Raw genomic sequence first — 16,351 nt, forward strand, 5'->3', positions numbered from 1 at the left:
TTCGTGGCCGTACCGTCCACGGTGAGATACTGGACGGACATCATGGCCATTTCCCTTCCGCTTGTTTTCGATCCCCCGCGACGCGCTCTGCCGCCGCGGCATCTCGCCGACCTCGATGCGGACGGCCGGGTGGCCGCCGTTGCCGAGCTGGGCCTGCCCAAGTTCCGGGCCAAACAGCTGGCCAACCAGTACTACGGGCGCCTCATCGCCGACCCGCATGAGATGACCGATCTGCCCGCCGCGGTGCGTGACCAGGTCGCCGGAGCGTTGTTCCCGACCCTGATCTCACCGGCCAAGCAGATTCAGTGCGACGCCGGGGAGACCCGGAAGACGTTGTGGCGTGCCGTCGACGGCAGCACCTTCGAGTCGGTGCTGATGCGCTATCCGCAGCGCAACACCGTGTGCATCTCGTCACAGGCCGGCTGCGGGATGGCCTGCCCGTTCTGCGCGACCGGCCAGGGCGGGCTGCAGCGCAACCTGTCCACCGCCGAGATCCTGGAACAGGTCCGGGCCGCCTCGGCGACCATGCGTGCCGAGCATGACGGCAGGCTCTCCAACATCGTCTTCATGGGCATGGGGGAGCCGCTGGCCAATTACAACCGCGTGCTGGCCGCCGTGAAGCGCATCATCGCGCCACCGCCGGAGGGTTTCGGGATCAGCGCGCGCTCCGTCACGGTGTCCACCGTCGGGCTGGCTCCGGCGATCCGCAAGCTTGCCGACGAACGCCTCGGCGTGACGCTGGCGGTGTCGCTGCACACTCCCGACGACGAACTGCGCGACACCCTGGTGCCGGTGAACAACCGCTGGAGCGTCGATGAGGTGCTCGACGCCGCGCGCTACTACGCCGACAGCACCGGCCGGCGGGTGTCCATCGAGTACGCGTTGATCCGCGATGTGAACGATCAGCCGTGGCGCGCGGACCTGCTCGGCAAGAAGCTGCACAGCAAGCTGGGTCCGCTGGTGCACGTCAACCTCATCCCGCTGAACCCGACACCGGGCAGCGAATGGGACGCCAGCCCCAAACCCGTCGAGCGCGAATTCGTGAAGCGCGTCATCGCCAAGGGCGTCTCCTGCACGGTGCGGGACACCCGCGGCCGCGAGATCGCCGCCGCCTGCGGGCAATTGGCGGCCGAGGGCTGATCCCTCAGCGGGCAGGCGGGTTGCTGAACCAGACGTTCTCCTCGCGCAGGCTCCGGCTGCGCCACCCTTGCGCGGTCCGCACCAGTTCGTGGTGGTAGTACCCACCGCACGCACTCTGGGTCGACATCCCGGGAAGCTGCATCGGGTTGTAGAACATGGCCCGCACCGTCGCACCATCGCCGTCGATATCGGCCTCGATGTTGGTGATGTAGTGCATGCTCCACGGAATCGCTGCGAAACCCGCTGAGAGCCAATCGATCACCTCATCCCGGTCACCCGCAATGGCACCCGCCGAGGTGTAGTCGATATGTGCGTCCTCGGTGAACACCGACCGGTATACCTCCCAGTCCTTGGTGTCCACGCCGCGGGCGTAACGGGCCAGTAGTGCCCGGATCTCCAGTTGATCGTCCGCCCAACTCACGCTGCCACCTCCAGTCGCAGATTGCGGATCCGCCAACCCGCCGGCGTGCGCACCAGATCGTCATGCCAGCGGCCGGCGAAGTAGCTGATCTCGGTCGAGCTGGGCAACTGAACGACGTTGAACCACATGGCAACTGTCCGAGAGCGATCCTGCTCGACGGTGCTCTCGATATTGGTGACGTAGTGCATGCCCACCGATATCGACTGCTGATGACGCCCCAGAAAGTCGACCGCGTCGTCCACGGTCCCCACGACCAGACCTGCCGCCGCATAGTCGACCCGCGCGTCATCGGTGAACAACGCGCGGTAGGACGCCCAGTCCTTGGAGTCGACCGCGCGGCAGTATCGGCTCAGCAGGGCTTCGATCTCCAGTGCGTCGGTGACCGACACTATTCGGGCATGCCGATGGTTTTGGCGGCCAGGTATTCCCGATAGCCCTCCGCGCCGTTGCGGTAGCCCAGACCGCTCTGCTTGGTGCCGCCGAACGGGCTGTCGATACCGAAGTGGCTCTTGCCGTTGATCGTGACGTTGCCGGTGCGCATCCGGGTGGCCACCGCGAACGCCCGGTCCAGATCGCCGCCGCTGACCTCCCCGGAAAGTCCGTAGATGGAGTTGTTGGCGATCGAGACGGCCTCGTCGTCCCCCTCGTAGGGGATGACGGCCAGCACCGGCCCGAAGACCTCCTCCTGTGCGATCTGGCTGTCCGGGTCGACATCGGCGAGCAGGGTGGCCTGGGTGTAGTAGCCCACCGGTAGTTTCTCCGGCACACCGCCGCCGGTGACCAGGCGCGCTCCGGATTCAACGGCGTTCTTGACCAGTCCGAGCACCTTCTGTCGCTGGGTCTCGCTGATCTGTGGGCCCTGCATGTTGGCCGGATCCCACGGATCGCCGATCGGGAAGTTCTCCATCATGTTCTTCATGATCTCGATGCCCTCGTCATAGCGGCTGCGCGGCAACAGGATTCGGGACGGCAGGATGCAGGACTGGCCGCTCATCACGCAGGCCATCAACGCGGCCATCGGCAGGGCCATGGTGAAATCGGCATCGTCGAGCACGATGTGGGCGCTCTTGCCGCCGAGTTCCAGCAGCGTCTTCTTCACCGTCGGCGCACCGGCGGCCAGGATCGCCCGGCCGGTCGCCGTCGACCCGGTGAAGGTGATCATGTCCACCCGTGGGTCGGCCGCCAGCGCGGCGCCCACCGCATTGGCATTGCTGGTCACCACGTTGAACACGCCGGGCGGGATGTCGGTCTCCTCGGCCACGATGCGGCCGTACTCGCTGCCCGACCATGGGGTGAGCTGCGCGGGTTTGAGCACCACCGTGTTGCCTGCCATCAGGGCGGGCACCGTCTCGGCGATGTTCAGATAGAACGGCACGTTCCACGGGGTGATGGCGCCGACGACGCCGACCGCCTCATAGTGGATCTTGCGCCGGGCGGGCCCGAGCGGGGTGTCGTGCACGCCGTTGTCGGCCAGGTACTCGAAGTTCTTGCCGTGCTCGGCCCAGTGCTTGACTTCCTCGATGGGGCTCTCGATCTGGCTGCCGGTGACCTTGACCGGGCAGCCCACCTCGGTGATGAGCACCCGGCGCAGATATTCCTTGTTGCGCTCCAGCGCCTCGTGCAACTGGGTGAGGCAGTGATGACGGAAGTCGAGGTCGCGGCTCCAGTCGGTGTCGTCGAAGGCCCGCCGGGCCGCGCCGACGGCACGCGCCATATCGTCGGTGGTGCCGTCGGTGGCCTGACCGGCCACCTGCTCGTCGGCCGGGTGGATCACATCGAACAGCGCTCCGCTGGCGGTGAGCTGAAGCTCCCCGTCGATGAGCATGCGCTGTTCGCCGGCCAGGACTCCTGTGTCACTCTGCACGCTGGTCATCTGCTCAGCATTACAAATCGACGTGGCAGTGTCAGCCCCTTGGGCCGAATCGGTTACTTGATGCCGACGGCGTGCCGCAGCTGTGCGAGGAAATCCCCCTCGTCATCGCTGCGGACGATGTAGTGCGAGATCGCGACCCGAATCGCGGTGGACGCCTTCACCTGGGCGTTGGCCCCGGAGAGCAGTTTGAGCAGACGTGCCCGCATCACCGGTATCACGTGGGTCAACTGGGCGATGACGACCTCGGGTTCGATGTCGACGACCCGGACCCCGGAGTAGGACTGCTGGTACTCGACGATGAACCGCAGTGCGGCGTCCAGCTTTTCGGTGCCACGCAGGCCGGCGGTCGCAGTGCTGATCCCGGTGTCGAACATCTCGCGCTCGTAGACGCCGAACGCACCGAGCAGTTCCTCCTTGGAGGCGAACCAGCGGTACAGCGTCGGCCGGGACACCCCGGCCTGTAGCGCCACCTCGGACAGGCTCAGCTTCGTCTGCCCGCTGCGTCCGAGCACCTCAGCCGTCGCGGCCAGGATCCGGCGCCGCGTCGAGGTGTCCTCGGCGGCGTCGGCGTGCGCGGAAAGGGGCTTGTTCACGGTACCGATGGTAGTGGTTGTGCCATCACAAAGAGGCCTTCAGCGCGTAAACCGTGTCGAGTTCCTCCAGCGCGGACACCGCCCGGCCGAGGCCCTCCAGGGCGATGCCCTCGTCCTGCATCCCGCCCATCCCGGCGGTGATCAGGGTGGCGACATAGGCGTACAGCGCCGCCTGGCGGTACCGCTGCCACAGTTCGTCGCGGTCCATCTCGGGTCCGCCCGCGGCGTGCAGGGCAGCGCGGTACACATCCAGCAGTTCGCGCTGGTTCCCGACCCGCGCGTCGGTGGTCATGCTGGTGATCAAGGTGTAGGACAGCTCCCGGGACGGATGCCCGCTGCGCACCGCCTGCCAGTCGAGTAGTCCGGCTTTTCCGTTGCGGAAGTAGACGTTTCCCGGATGTGCGTCGCCGTGCATGATGGTGTGCGGACCACGGTCGATCAGGGTGGCCACCGCCCGGTAGTTGTCATTGATGAACTGACCCGTGCGCACCGGGATCGCGGTCTTGCCCTCCAGTCGGCGGGCCGCGGCGTTGGCCAGTGATCCGGTCAGCAGCGAGGTCGCATCGCCCGACGCCGTGTACACCCAGGGGTAGGGGTCCAGTCGTCGCCAGAAGGTGGCGTGTACCCGGGCCAGCAGTTCCACGATGAGCGCCGCGCGGTCCGGGTCCAGTGGGTGCAGAGTGTCGGGGAATTCGCAGGCCGGCTGCCCGTCGGCCGCCAGATCCTCCAATACCAGCACGAACCGCCCGGTGACGGGGTCGAAGGTCGCCCCGTGGCAGGCCGGCACATCGCCGAGCTGGCCGGACAGCTCCCGATAGAACCGCACCTCGGTGTCGGCAAGCCGTCCGAGTTCGCCCATCATTCGGGTGGCTGCGGTTTCGGCGGGCATCTTGACGAACACCGAGCCGGGCACGTCGGCACCGGTCAGGGCCAGCCGGGCCCGCGACGAGGTGCCGGCGTCGCCGTCGAGCAGGGACACCGAGGTGACGCTGCGCCCGAGCAGGCCCGACAGATAGGCCGCGTCCAGACCGCCGATGTGGCGGGGGATTGCGCGCGCCCGCCCGAAGATCGCGTCGGTTGCGATACGTTGCATCCCGCGCCCGAGATGTGCGGCCAGGCCGAACACCGGCGCGACACTGCTGACCTGCGGAGGCATTGTGCAAGCTTACAAATCAAATCAATATTGTAAAGCTTATTGAGGGGATTCCCATGTCTGGACCGATGGAGGGGTTCCGGGTTGTCGAGCTCGGCGTCTGGGTGGCGGCACCGGCGGCGGGGGCGATCCTGGCCGACTGGGGTGCCGATGTCATCAAGATCGAACCGCCCGCCGGTGATCCGGCCCGCTCATTCGGCCGGATGATGGGGCTCGACAGCGACCTCGGTACCGCGTCCAATCCGCCCTTTCAGATGGACAACAGGTCCAAGCGCAGCATCGTGCTCGATCTCGGAACCCCGGACGGTCGGCGGACCGCGATCGAATTGATCACCGGCGCAGACGTTTTCCTGACCAACATCCGTCCGGCGGCGTTGGCCCGGTTGGGCCTGGATTTCAGTTCGGCAGCCACGCACAACCCGCGGCTGGTGTACGGGCTCATCACCGGGTATGGCACCGAAGGTCCCGATGCCGACCGGGCGGCCTACGACGTGGCCGCCTTCTGGGCGCGTGCCGGGATCGCCGACCTGCTGACCAGGCCCGGTGACACCCCGCCGTTTCAGCGCGGCGGAATGGGGGATCACTCGGCGGGGATGACGCTTGCGGCGGCGGTGTGCGCGGCACTGCTTGCCAGAACCCGGACCGGCACAGGGCAACTGGTGACCACCTCGCTGTACCGCCAAGGTGCCTACACGGTGAGCTTCGATCTCAACACCCTGCTGATGTCCGGTCAGCAGGTGGCCATCGGGCAACGGGAGGCGATGGGCAACCCGTGCATGAACAACTACGCCGCCGGTGACGGCAGGCGATTCTGGATCGTCGGCCTCGACGTGGCGCGGCACTGGCCGGCCCTGTGCCGGTCGGTCGGGCGTGCGGAGTGGCTCACCCGGTACCCGACGCCACGGGACCGGTTCACCCATGCCCGGGACATCATCGCCGAATTGGACACCCTTTTCGCGTCCAGGACGCTAGCGGAATGGGAGCAGATCTTCGCGGGCGAACCCGACTTCTTCTGGTCGCCCATCAATTCGCTCGACGACGTGGTGGCCGACGAACAATTCCACGCCGCCGGCGGCATCGTGTATGTGCCCGAGGGGGATTCGAGCACGCCGATGGTGGCCAGCCCCGCCGACTTCTCGGCCACGCCGTGGCGCCCGCGCGGTCCGGCGCCCGAACTCGGTGAGCACACCGAACAGATCCTCGCCGAACTCGGCGGCACTCAGGACCGCTGACGGTTCACCTCGTCGAGTAGTTCGGTCAGCTGCGGCCGGCTGACCGCGCCACCGCTGAACGACACCATCCGCCCGACCGGGATGGACCCGAGCATGCGCAGCATGTCGGTGCCCAGCGCGGAACCCGCCGCGCCCTCGGGCGCCGCGCTCGCCAGCGCCGCCGCCACGATCGGGGCGGCCACCGGGTCGCCGAGCAGCTCGCCGAGCGTGGAATCAATGGTGAACGCGACGGCCGGGGCAACGTCTGCGTCGACGGTCACCTGGGTGTGCAGGCGCAGATCCCGGCTCGACGCCCCCACGGACACCGCGTACTCACCAGCCTCGACCTGCCGCCGCCCGGCCCGTATGTCCCAGTATCCGAGTTCGTCACGGGGAACCCGTATCTCGACGTCGACCAGCGCGCCGGGCGCCACGGTGACACCGGCGAAACCGGCCAGCCACCGTGGCGGGCGCGATACTTTTGACGCCGGCAGCCCGGCGTAGACCTGGACCACCTCGCGGCCCACGCGGTCGCCGGTGTTCACCACCGACACCCGCACCGTCAGGCCCTCGGCGTCGGAAACCACGGCCAGGTCGGCGTAGTCGAACCGGGTGTAGGACAACCCGTGCCCGAACGGGAACGTGACCGCCGTCGCACGGGCGTCATACCAGCGGTATCCGACGAATACCCGTTCCCCATAGAGGATGTGGCCGTCCTCGCCGGGAAAGTTGAGATAGGCCGGGCTGTCCTGCAGCCGCACCGGCACCGTCTCGGCGAGGCGTCCCGACGGGTTGACCGCGCCGAACAGGACGTCGGCGATCCCGCGCCCGCCGCCCTGTCCGAGCAGCGCGCCGTCCAGGATCGCCGGGGCCAGGCCGGCCACCCCGTCGAGAGCCACCACCCCGCCGTGTGCCAGCACGGCGACCGTCCGGGGCTGCACCTGCACCACCGCGGACAGCAGGTGGAGCTGGTCTGCGGGCAGGTCGATGTGAGTGCGGTCGAAGCCCTCGGATTCGTCCTCGGCCGCCAACCCGAGGAACACCACCGCGGCATCGGCATCGGCGGCCGCCGCGAGGGTCTCGGCGGTGAGATCCTCGGAATAGGTGACCTGATGGCCGTCGGCGTAGCGGCGGATCTCCTCCAACGGCACGTCGACCCGGGTCGGATTCACATGGGAACTGCCACCGCCCTGATAGCGGGGCCTCACCGCGAACCCGCCGATGACCGCGAGCGAGGACGGTGCGAGCGGCAACAGGTCGTTCTCGTTCTGCAACAGCACGATCGATCGCGCGGCCGCCTCCCTGGCCAGATCGTGGTGCGCATCGGCATCGAAGGTGGCTGTGCTACTGCGGTTCTCGGTGACCCGGGCGGCCAGGGTGGCCACCCGGTCGGCGGCGCGGGCCACCACCGTCGCGTCCAGGGTGCCGGCCTCGACGGCGGCGACAACGTCGGCGTCGCTCGCCTCGTTGCCGCCAGGCATCTCCAAATCGAGGCCCGCGGCCACTGCGGCGACCCGGTCGCCGACCGCGCCCCAGTCACTGACGACAGCGCCGTCGAAACCCCACTCCTCGCGCAGCACCGTGCTCAACAACCAGGCGTTCTCGGCCGCGTAGACCCCGTTGATCCGGTTGTAGGCGCACATCACCGTCCAGGGTCGGGCCGCAGTGACGACGTGCTCGAAGGCACGCAGGTATAGCTCACGCAGCGTCCGCTCATCCACATCCGAGCTCGACCGCATCCGGTCATCCTCGGCATTGTTCACGGCGAAGTGCTTCAGCGAGGCGCCCACGCCCTGACCCTGCACGCCGCGCACCCACGCCGCACCGAGCGCCCCGGCGATCAGCGGGTCTTCGGAGAAGTACTCGAAATTGCGCCCGCACCGCGGATCCCGTTTCAGGTTGACGCCGGGGCCGAGCAGCACGTGCACGCCCAGGGCCCGGCTTTCGGCGCCCAGTGCGGCGCCCACCCGTTCGACGAGTTCGGGATCCCAGGTCTGGCTGAGCCCGACCGCCGGCGGGAAACAGGTGGCCGGTTCGCTACCGCCCAGCCCCAGATGGTCGCCGGTGCTGCCGGCCTGTCTGCGGACCCCGTGCGGGCCGTCGGTCAGCAGTATGGACGGGACGTCGCCCACCGCCTTGGTGGTCCAGAAGGTGGCGCCGCTGCCGAGGGCGGCCTGCTCTTCGAGGGAGTCGGTCACCGTTCCCATTCTTCACCCTCGCCGCATGTCCCAATCGGACGAGGAACTCAGCGGCGCTCAGGGCGGCGGCATAGCTTTACAAACTATTGCTGAACTGTCACGCTGAATCTGTCGCGACGTCGATGTCGCACGCGCTGGAGGAGGAAACATCGGTGACGGTTGCCAGCACGCCGCAGGCACGCGAATACAGCCCGTTCGACATCACTTCACACGACTTCTGGAGTCAGCCGTTCGATATCCGCGACCGGACCTTCGCCGAACTGCGCGTCCTCGACGGGATCAGCTGGCATCCGCCGTTACCGACGCTGTTCGACATCGAAGAGCCGGGGTTCTGGGCGCTGACCCGGCGCGCCGACGTCCAATTCGCCAGCCAGAACCCGGATCTGTTCACATCGGCCCAGGGGGTGGCGCTCGATCCGATGCCCGCCGAGGTGCAGAAGTTCGCGACCTTCTTCCTGGGCATGGATCCGCCGCAGCACACCACCTATCGGCGACTGATCAGTTCGGCTTTCACACCACGCAATGTGCGCCGGATCGAGGAACAGATCCACGCCAACGCCGTCGCCATCGTCGACGATCTCGTCGGCGCCGGTGACATCGACTTCGTCGAGGCCTGTTCGGCGCAGCTGCCGATGCGGACGATTTCGGACATGCTGGGGGTACCGACAGCCGACCAGCCGGCTTTGGCCAAGGCGGCCGAAAAGCTGTTCAGCATGAGCGATGACGAATTCTCCACGCTGGAAGAACGGGCCATGGCCACCATCAACGAGATCATGCTGATCTCGGGTACCGGCGTGGAACTGGCCAAGTTCCGGCGCGCCAACCCGGGCGACGATCTGATGACCAGCATCGTCAACGCCGAGGTGGACGGGCATCGCCTCACCGATGAGGAGATCGGCGCGTTCCTCATCCTGCTGGCCTCGGCGGGCAACGACACCACCAAACAATCGACGACTCATGCCATGCTGGCGCTGGCGGCCAATCCGGACCAAAGAGATTGGCTGATGGAGGATTTCGACGGCCGGATCGGGATGGCCACCGAGGAGTTCGTGCGCTGGTCCACCCCGGTGCTGCAGTTCGCCCGGTTCGCCACCCAGGATGTCGAGGTCGCGGGTCGGCGCATCAGCGCTGGGGACAAGGTCGGCCTGTTCTACTGTTCGGCCAACCGCGACGAGAGCGTGTTCGCCGACCCACAGAAGTTCGACCTGAGCCGCTCACCCAACCCGCAGGTGGGCTTCGGCGCGGGCGGCCCGCACTTCTGCCTGGGCAACCAGCTGGCCAAGAGTGAGCTGCGAAACATCTTCCGCGAGTTGCTGACCCGGCTCACCACCATCGAACTGGGGGAGCCCGATCTGCTGTACAGCAGCTTCGTGCACGGCATCAAACGGCTACCCGCGCACGTGCGATGAATGCGCGGCACCTCGGCACGGAGCCGATCGGTGGCGTCGATGACGCGACCATCGCCGCCGCGCTCGAGCAGTTGTCGGTCCCGGCGCTGATCGCCTCGGTCGTGCAGATCACCGGTGACCCGTCCTTCATCCACGGGTCGATACGGCCGGTCCAGTTCGTGCAGAACGAATTTCAGGGCATGCTCGACGAGCCGAGCAAATCACAGCTACGTTTTTTCGCGCTCGAGGCCATCTGCGCCTGGCGGGATGCCGGGTGCCCACCAACGCCGCCGATCGGCACCGAACTGATCCGCGAACTGATGGACTGGATCGCCTGCGAGCCAGTACCTGATGACCATGCCGCGCTCTACATCGAGGAGATGGACCTGCAGGGAGCCAATCCCCGCGCGATCGCCGGTCCTGACGGCCTGACGCCGCCACCGGGATTCTCGGTGCTCATCATCGGTTTCGGCGCCTCGGGTCTGCTGGCTGCGATCCGGTTGCAGGAGGCCGGAATTCCGTTCGAGGTCGTCGACAAGAACCCCGATGTCGGCGGTACCTGGTTCGAGAACAGCTATCCCGGCTGCCGGGTGGACGTGGCGAGCCACTTCTACTCGTACTCCTTCGAGCACGTCGGCGATTTCAGCGCCTACTACACTCGCCAGCCCGAGTTGTACGACTACTTCCGCTCGGTGATGAAGGACCACCAGATCGACGCCCATGTCTCGTGGGGCCGAGAGGCGACGCGCGCGCAGTGGGATGACCGGACGGGTCAGTGGACGGTGACCCTGCGCGATGCCGACGGCTCGACGGAGCAGCGGACGGCCTCGGCGATCGTTTCCGGCGTCGGCTTCCTCAACCGGCCGCTCATCCCGGATCTTCCCGGGCTGGAAGATTTTGCGGGCCCGGCCTTCCACTCGGCCCAGTGGGATCATTCGGTGGACCTGCGCGGTAAGCGGGTCGCCCTCATCGGCGCCGGCGCCAGTGGTTTCCAGATCGGCCCCGCCATCGTCGACGAGGTCGAACACCTGGTGGTGTTCCAGCGCACCGCACAGTGGATGGCGCCCAACCCGCGTTACCACGCGAGCGTCACCGACGGTGAGCGCTGGGCGATGCGTCACCTGCCGGGGTACTCCCGCTGGTATCGCTTCATGCTCATGTGGCAGTCCAGCGACAAGATGCTGGAACTGGTTCGCGCGGACCCTGATTGGCATGACTTCCCGCGCACCGCGAACGAGGCCAGCGCCGCCCGGCGCGAGTTCTTCGCGAAGTGGATCCAGGACCAAGTCGGCGATATGCCAGATCTCGCCGCCAAGGTCACCCCGGACTATCCGCCGATGGCCAAACGCATGTTGCAGGACAACGGCAGCTGGTTGCGCTGCTTGCGGCGCGAGCATGTGACGTTCGTCAACGATCCGATCACCGATATCGACGGGACTTCGATCAGCACCGCAGAAGGCCGCCATGAGGTTGACGTCATCGTGTTGGCCACCGGTTTCCGCGCCTCGGAGGTGCTCTGCCCGATGGAGGTGATCGGCCGCGACGGGGTACCGATATCCGCGGTCTGGGAGGGTAAACCCGCCGCCTTCAACGGTGTTTCGGTGAACGGATTCCCGAACTTCTTCATGATGGCCGGGCCGGGTACCGGCCTCGCCCACGCCGGCAGCGTGATCTTCATGCTGGAATGCCAGATGCGCTACATCGGTGCGGCGCTGCGGACGGTGATCGAGCGGGGCAAGCGCACCATCGAACCCACCGCCGAGGCCTATGCGCGCTACAACCGTGAGCTTCAGGACGAGGTGGCCACCCTGATGTGGGGGCATCCGTCCATCGAGCACTCCTGGTACAAATCGCCCGACGGTGGTGTCTACGTGCTGAGTCCGTTCGGGTCGGTGGAGTACTGGAAGCGCACCGGCGTGCTCGCCGATGGGGATCACGTGCTGGGCTGACACCAGCCGAGCTGCCACCCATATCCTTGAAATTTCCCTTGCGCGGGGCTGTGGAAGGCACCTGGTCCAAGCCCATCGCGTGCATCCGTTCGTGCACACTGATCAGCCCATGATCGAGTCCGGACGTTTCCTGTGCGGTACGCAGCGGTCCTGACCCGTTTGGGTCACGCGTAGAACGATTTCCGCGAGATGCCGTGCTCGACACGGAACGCCGAGAGCGCCTCGCGGGGCGCGTCACCGGGCCACTGCGCGATGGCCAGACCGACGCCGGGATCGATGGGTTCATCGACAACCACAAACCCACTCCGCGAGGCAGAAGGTCGGTCACCAAGTCATCCGAACCGTCACCGATGTCTTGATGTCAGTGCTTGCACGGGGCCATGATTCGGAGTAATATCGAACACAAGTTCGAATGCGACGTTGCTCCCATCTCCACCCGGTGAGCACAGACCGCGACTCCGGTCGCCGCGAGGTTCGACGGTCCTACGGGACTGTGCGAGCCGTATTGACTGATCGTGCCCGTTGGGCACCTTCTGTGAAAGTCGGTATCCCTATGGACGCCACCCATCTCGATTCCATCATTGATGCGCTGATCGATGATCTTGCTGTTGCGCCGCCGCCCGATGACGATGCCGATCGCCGGTTGTTTGATCTGTTGGACTCTCCGCGGCGGGTGCTCGATGAGCAACCGCTGCTGGCGGTGTTGGCGGCGGCAGTCACCTTGCGCAACCTGTTCGATCACGTGATCGCCCAGGCGGTTGCGGCCGCGGAGCGCGTCGGGATCCCGGCGCGCAAACACCTGCGCACGGGCAGCGACCTGCTCATCAGCTGCGGCATGGCTCCCGGTGCGGCGTACCGCGCGGCGCGGGTGGGGCGGGCGGCGCCGACGTTGCCGGCGTTGACGCGGGCTCAGCGTCTGGGCGGGGTCGGTATCGAATTCGCCGACGCCATCGGCAAAGGAGTCGCGCATGTGTCGGGCAGGGTTGCGTTGTCCGAGCAGGACCGGGCGGGCGTGGTGACGTCGTTGATGATTCAGACCACCCCGCCCGGGGTGGACAAGAAGGCCCGCGAGATCGCCATCGCGAAAGCCGCCACATCGCCGCAGGACGACGGGGCGGTGCCGGTCGCCGAAAACACCGACCTCAACGACATGACCGTGGTGCAGACCGAGGACGGGCGGGTAACGGCCAGCCTCGATCTCGACGCGCTCACGGCGGAGGAACTACTCGCCGCGCTGGATCCGCTGTGCCGGCCCATCCCGCTGCCCGACGGGTCACCGGACCCCCGCCCGACCGGGCGGCGCCGCGCCGACGCGTTCGGTCAGATCATGCGGACCTACCTGTCGAGCTCGCAGCGCCCGATGAGCGGTGGTGTGCTGCCGCACGTCACCCTCATCCGCCCCGCCGCACCAGTGGGCGCCGCAGCGGGGGCCGAGGGGGCTGTGGATTCACTGGGGTTCACCGGCCCGGTCAGCACCCGCACCGCGGACCTGATTGCCTGCGACAGCACCCTGACCACGGTGCTCGTCGACCACTCGGGCATACCCCTGGACCTCGGGCGCGCCGAGCGACTGTTCACCCCGGCGCTGCGCAAAGCACTGGGTATCCGCGACCGGGGCTGCGCATTCCCCGGCTGCGGCAGGCCGGTGTCCTGGTGCGATGCCCACCACATCACTCCCTGGAGCAGCGGTGGGCACACCAGCATCGACAACGGGGTGCTGCTGTGTCGACTGCACCACACCGCGATCCACCACGGCGGCTGGCAGGTCTACCTCGGCGCTGACCGCCACCCCTGGTTCATCCCACCGCATGACCCGGCCGGTCCCGAACCGGCACACCTGCGCTCCCACGCCCGACGCACCATGACCACCCTGCCCACCGCCGCATAACCAACGTTCCACGCACCTTGAAAACTCCACAGAGACATTGAGCGGAGGCGGGAACCGGCATAGACAACCGCGCCGGACCCGCCACGCCGCACCAGGCCGGCGCTCCGGTCGGAGTCGGACCGCTAGCGACTCTGCCTGCGGCGCACCAGCACCGACTGTTGAATGGCGCCGACCGGGCCCTGTTCGTCGAACAGGGTGCCCAGGGTGGTGCCGATGCCGTCGGGGCCGTAGTTCGTCTCGGCCCGGATGCCGATCCACGGCCCCTCCGGCACCCGGTGGATGTGCACCACCAGGTCGGTATTGAGAAATGTCCATTGCCGGATGTCGATCTTGGTGCCGATCCCGTTCGCGTCATCGGCCACCGTGAACAGTCGCTGCAACGGTGTCATCGTTTCGCCCTTGACGACGTCGACGGTGGGACTCAACCAGGATTCACCGGGACCGTCGGCCAAAGGTTGTGTCAGCCAACGCCAGTCGATGCTGTGCACGTAGTTGGTATCCCAATCCTTGGCCATGTCCCGGCTGCGTGCCTGCGCCAGCGGACGCAGTGGCGGGGCCGGGGCGTGCACCACCTCGGTGGTGTCCTGCTGCTGCAACCGCCACCCGCTGGCGCGCGCGACGGCGCGCGGGGAGCCGTCCGGGCCGGGGGCGAGCATCTCGGCGGTGATCAACTCGATCTGCGTACCCGCGCGTTCCCGGCGCGCCCGCACCCACAGGTCACCCTCGGCGGGCACCGGACCCAGTAGGTCGATCAGCACCCGGCTCAGCCGGGTGTCCTCGCGCTGCTCGCAGCGTTCCAGGGCACGCACCAGCAGCGCCGACGGCGGGGCGCCGTGCTGGATGGACGCCGACCAGGTGCTGCGCACCAGATCGGTGGCGGCGAATCGCTCACCGACGGGGTCGTCGGCGTCGAGGAGCTCGTAGTAGCAGTCCGACACGGTCGTTGTCTCCAGAGGGTCAGGCAGCGGGGATGTCGACGCTGACCGCGTCGAGGGTGGACAGCTTGGTGCCGATCAGGCGCTCGGGGTACGCGTCGGTGCTGGACAGCAGGAACAGGGTCCGTCCCTCCGGCCCGCCCAGCGCACAGGCGATGGCGGTGCGCCCGGCCATGTCGATGCGGTCGGTGACGCCCTCGGGGGTGATGCGCTCGAACGCATGCGCCAGGGTCATCGCCGCCCACACGCCACCATCGGCGTCCACGGCCAGCCCGTCGGGTGGGCCGTCCAACCCCTCGGCGAACACCCGCCGATCGTGCAGGGCGCCGTCGTCGGCGAGGGTGAACGCGCTCAGGCGCCGCGCGGTCGACTCGGCGACCACGAAGGTGCCGTCGGGGGTGATCACCATGCCGTTGGGGAAGTTGAGATCCTCGGCGACCACCGACACCCGGTCATCGAGGTCCAGCCGGACGATCACGCCGCCCTCACGGGCCTGCGACCCGATGTACGCCCGTCCTGCGGAGTCGACGACCATATCGCCGAGGTCCGCGGGCACCAGATCGGCGACATCGGCCAGCACCGAAACGGATTCACCGTCATAGGCCAGGATCTCGCGCCGCCGGGTGGACGCGATCAGCAAGGTACCGTCCGGCCGGAACCCCAGTCCGGACGGCGCATGGCCGGGCAGCGGCAGGGTCGACATCTCACCGTGCAACGTGACGGTGTGCACGGCCTCGCCGAGCATGTCGGAGAACCAGACCAGGCCCTCGAACCAGCGTGCGCCCTCGCCGAAGCAGAACCCGTTGGCCAACGGCTGGATGGTCATGGGTTCACGATAGCCGACTCGACTGCCGCGCCTTTACAAAACACGGCTCAAATGTCACGCTCGCTGGGTGCGTAAATACCACCGCCACACACTGCTGTACTTGCACGAGACCATCGAGCTGGGCAGCGGTGGCAGCGATGAGTTCAGCGAACGCTTCACCGGCATTTATCAGCCGATGATGGAGCAACTGGGAGCCCGGTTGTTCGCGCTGTGGGAGGCGACGCCCTACGACGGGCACTGGCCCCAGGTCACCATCATCTGGGAGATCGACGCGTTCGCCGACTATGCAAGGATCGGCAAGGCGCAGGCCCGCGGCGGCAGCCACGCCGCCGCCGCCACCGCATGGGCGGCCTACCTGTCCGGGATCGGCGCGCACGGCGAGGGCCGGATCATGTATGCCGCACCGCAGAACCGCAACCTCGCACAGTTGCGGGAGGAACGCTTCACCGCCGAGCTGGTGATCCAGGAGGTCATGCAGACCAAGCCCGGCAAGCAGGACGATTACATCCGGGAACTGGAACGCCTCTACGTGCCGTGGTCGGAAAGCACCGGCAAGCGCTGGCTCGGATCGTTCACCACCACCTTTCGGTTCAACGAGGTCATCCATTACTGGGCGCTGGACGGCGGGTGGGACTGTTTCGAGAACCACTATCCGTCCTGGAAGGACGCCCCACCCGCGGAGATCGTCACCTGGATGTCCGTGGCGCCCGCGCTGCGCGACGGCTGGGAGGACTCGATCCTGGCCGCACTACCGGCGTCCCCACTGCAGTGAAAGA

The 16,351-nt window shown here is 67.3% G+C and carries 15 protein-coding genes; 6 read left to right on the plus strand and 9 right to left on the minus strand.

Going from position 1 to position 16,351, the window contains the following annotated elements; all coding sequences use genetic code 11:
- Nucleotides 1-42 precede the first annotated feature (42 nt).
- On the plus strand, nt 43-1,140 hold the full coding sequence (gene rlmN, locus C6A86_RS10770) for a 23S rRNA (adenine(2503)-C(2))-methyltransferase RlmN (RefSeq protein WP_199196459.1): 1,098 nt from the start codon (nt 43-45) through the stop codon (nt 1,138-1,140).
- A gap of 4 nt (nt 1,141-1,144) precedes the next feature.
- Here the strand turns inward: rlmN and C6A86_RS10775 are convergent, their stop codons facing one another.
- The 5 genes from C6A86_RS10775 to C6A86_RS10795 are packed head-to-tail and all read right to left on the minus strand — an operon-like array spanning nt 1,145 to nt 5,183.
- On the minus strand, nt 1,145-1,561 hold the full coding sequence (locus C6A86_RS10775; protein ID WP_105366560.1) for a nuclear transport factor 2 family protein: 417 nt from the start codon (nt 1,559-1,561) through the stop codon (nt 1,145-1,147).
- Nucleotides 1,558-1,950, minus strand: coding sequence for a nuclear transport factor 2 family protein (locus tag C6A86_RS10780; RefSeq protein ID WP_233213282.1), 393 nt, complete (start codon nt 1,948-1,950; stop codon nt 1,558-1,560). The genes C6A86_RS10775 and C6A86_RS10780 overlap by 4 nt, the downstream gene beginning before the upstream one ends.
- Nucleotides 1,950-3,434 carry an aldehyde dehydrogenase family protein gene (locus C6A86_RS10785; protein WP_105366562.1) on the minus strand — a complete coding sequence of 495 codons (1,485 nt, stop codon included), beginning with the start codon at nt 3,432-3,434 and terminating at the stop codon, nt 1,950-1,952. The genes C6A86_RS10780 and C6A86_RS10785 overlap by 1 nt, the downstream gene beginning before the upstream one ends.
- Nucleotides 3,435-3,487: 53 nt before the next feature.
- Nucleotides 3,488-4,027: a TetR/AcrR family transcriptional regulator gene (locus C6A86_RS10790; protein ID WP_105366563.1), complete on the minus strand. Its 540-nt coding sequence runs from the start codon at nt 4,025-4,027 to the stop codon at nt 3,488-3,490.
- Nucleotides 4,028-4,052: 25 nt separating this feature from the next.
- Nucleotides 4,053-5,183: a phosphotransferase gene (locus C6A86_RS10795; protein ID WP_105366564.1), complete on the minus strand. Its 1,131-nt coding sequence runs from the start codon at nt 5,181-5,183 to the stop codon at nt 4,053-4,055.
- Between the two features lie 53 nt (nt 5,184-5,236).
- Here C6A86_RS10795 and C6A86_RS10800 point away from each other — a divergent pair, with 53 nt between their 5' ends.
- The gene (locus C6A86_RS10800) at nt 5,237-6,412 is read left to right on the plus strand and encodes a CaiB/BaiF CoA-transferase family protein (RefSeq protein ID WP_105366565.1); all 1,176 of its coding nucleotides are present in this window, start codon (nt 5,237-5,239) and stop codon (nt 6,410-6,412) included.
- Here C6A86_RS10800 and C6A86_RS10805 read toward each other — a convergent pair.
- Nucleotides 6,400-8,598 carry a glycoside hydrolase family 3 C-terminal domain-containing protein gene (locus C6A86_RS10805; RefSeq protein ID WP_105366566.1) on the minus strand — a complete coding sequence of 733 codons (2,199 nt, stop codon included), beginning with the start codon at nt 8,596-8,598 and terminating at the stop codon, nt 6,400-6,402. The two genes, C6A86_RS10800 and C6A86_RS10805, sit on opposite strands and share 13 nt — an antisense overlap.
- Before the next feature lie 143 nt (nt 8,599-8,741).
- On the opposite strand from C6A86_RS10805, the gene C6A86_RS10810 reads away from it, so the two are divergent.
- Both C6A86_RS10810 and C6A86_RS10815 read left to right on the plus strand, forming a co-directional pair.
- Nucleotides 8,742-9,998 (plus strand): cytochrome P450, encoded by a 1,257-nt coding sequence (locus C6A86_RS10810; protein ID WP_105366614.1) that lies wholly within the window; start codon nt 8,742-8,744, stop codon nt 9,996-9,998.
- Nucleotides 9,995-11,926 carry an NAD(P)/FAD-dependent oxidoreductase gene (locus tag C6A86_RS10815; RefSeq protein ID WP_105366567.1) on the plus strand — a complete coding sequence of 644 codons (1,932 nt, stop codon included), beginning with the start codon at nt 9,995-9,997 and terminating at the stop codon, nt 11,924-11,926. Before C6A86_RS10810 ends, C6A86_RS10815 begins: the two co-directional genes overlap by 4 nt.
- A gap of 164 nt (nt 11,927-12,090) precedes the next feature.
- Here the strand turns inward: C6A86_RS10815 and C6A86_RS10820 are convergent, their stop codons facing one another.
- Nucleotides 12,091-12,222 (minus strand): hypothetical protein, encoded by a 132-nt coding sequence (locus C6A86_RS10820; protein ID WP_255419504.1) that lies wholly within the window; start codon nt 12,220-12,222, stop codon nt 12,091-12,093.
- 257 nt (nt 12,223-12,479) lie between these two features.
- Between C6A86_RS10820 and C6A86_RS10825 the strand changes: the two genes are divergently transcribed.
- Nucleotides 12,480-13,814 carry an HNH endonuclease signature motif containing protein gene (locus C6A86_RS10825; protein WP_105366568.1) on the plus strand — a complete coding sequence of 445 codons (1,335 nt, stop codon included), beginning with the start codon at nt 12,480-12,482 and terminating at the stop codon, nt 13,812-13,814.
- A 122-nt stretch (nt 13,815-13,936) separates the two neighbouring features.
- On the opposite strand, the gene C6A86_RS10830 is transcribed toward C6A86_RS10825, so the two are convergent.
- Entirely contained in the window at nt 13,937-14,752 is an 816-nt protein-coding gene (locus tag C6A86_RS10830) for a thioesterase family protein (protein WP_105366569.1), read from the minus strand.
- A gap of 19 nt (nt 14,753-14,771) precedes the next feature.
- Entirely contained in the window at nt 14,772-15,575 is an 804-nt protein-coding gene (locus C6A86_RS10835) for an SMP-30/gluconolactonase/LRE family protein (RefSeq protein ID WP_105366570.1), read from the minus strand.
- A gap of 67 nt (nt 15,576-15,642) precedes the next feature.
- Here C6A86_RS10835 and C6A86_RS10840 point away from each other — a divergent pair, with 67 nt between their 5' ends.
- Nucleotides 15,643-16,347 carry an NIPSNAP family protein gene (locus tag C6A86_RS10840; RefSeq protein ID WP_105366571.1) on the plus strand — a complete coding sequence of 235 codons (705 nt, stop codon included), beginning with the start codon at nt 15,643-15,645 and terminating at the stop codon, nt 16,345-16,347.
- The last annotated feature ends 4 nt before the right edge of the window (nt 16,348-16,351 follow it).

It is taken from the genome of Mycobacterium sp. ITM-2016-00316 (assembly GCF_002968335.2).
In the GTDB taxonomy this organism is placed as follows: Bacteria; Actinomycetota; Actinomycetes; order Mycobacteriales; family Mycobacteriaceae; genus Mycobacterium.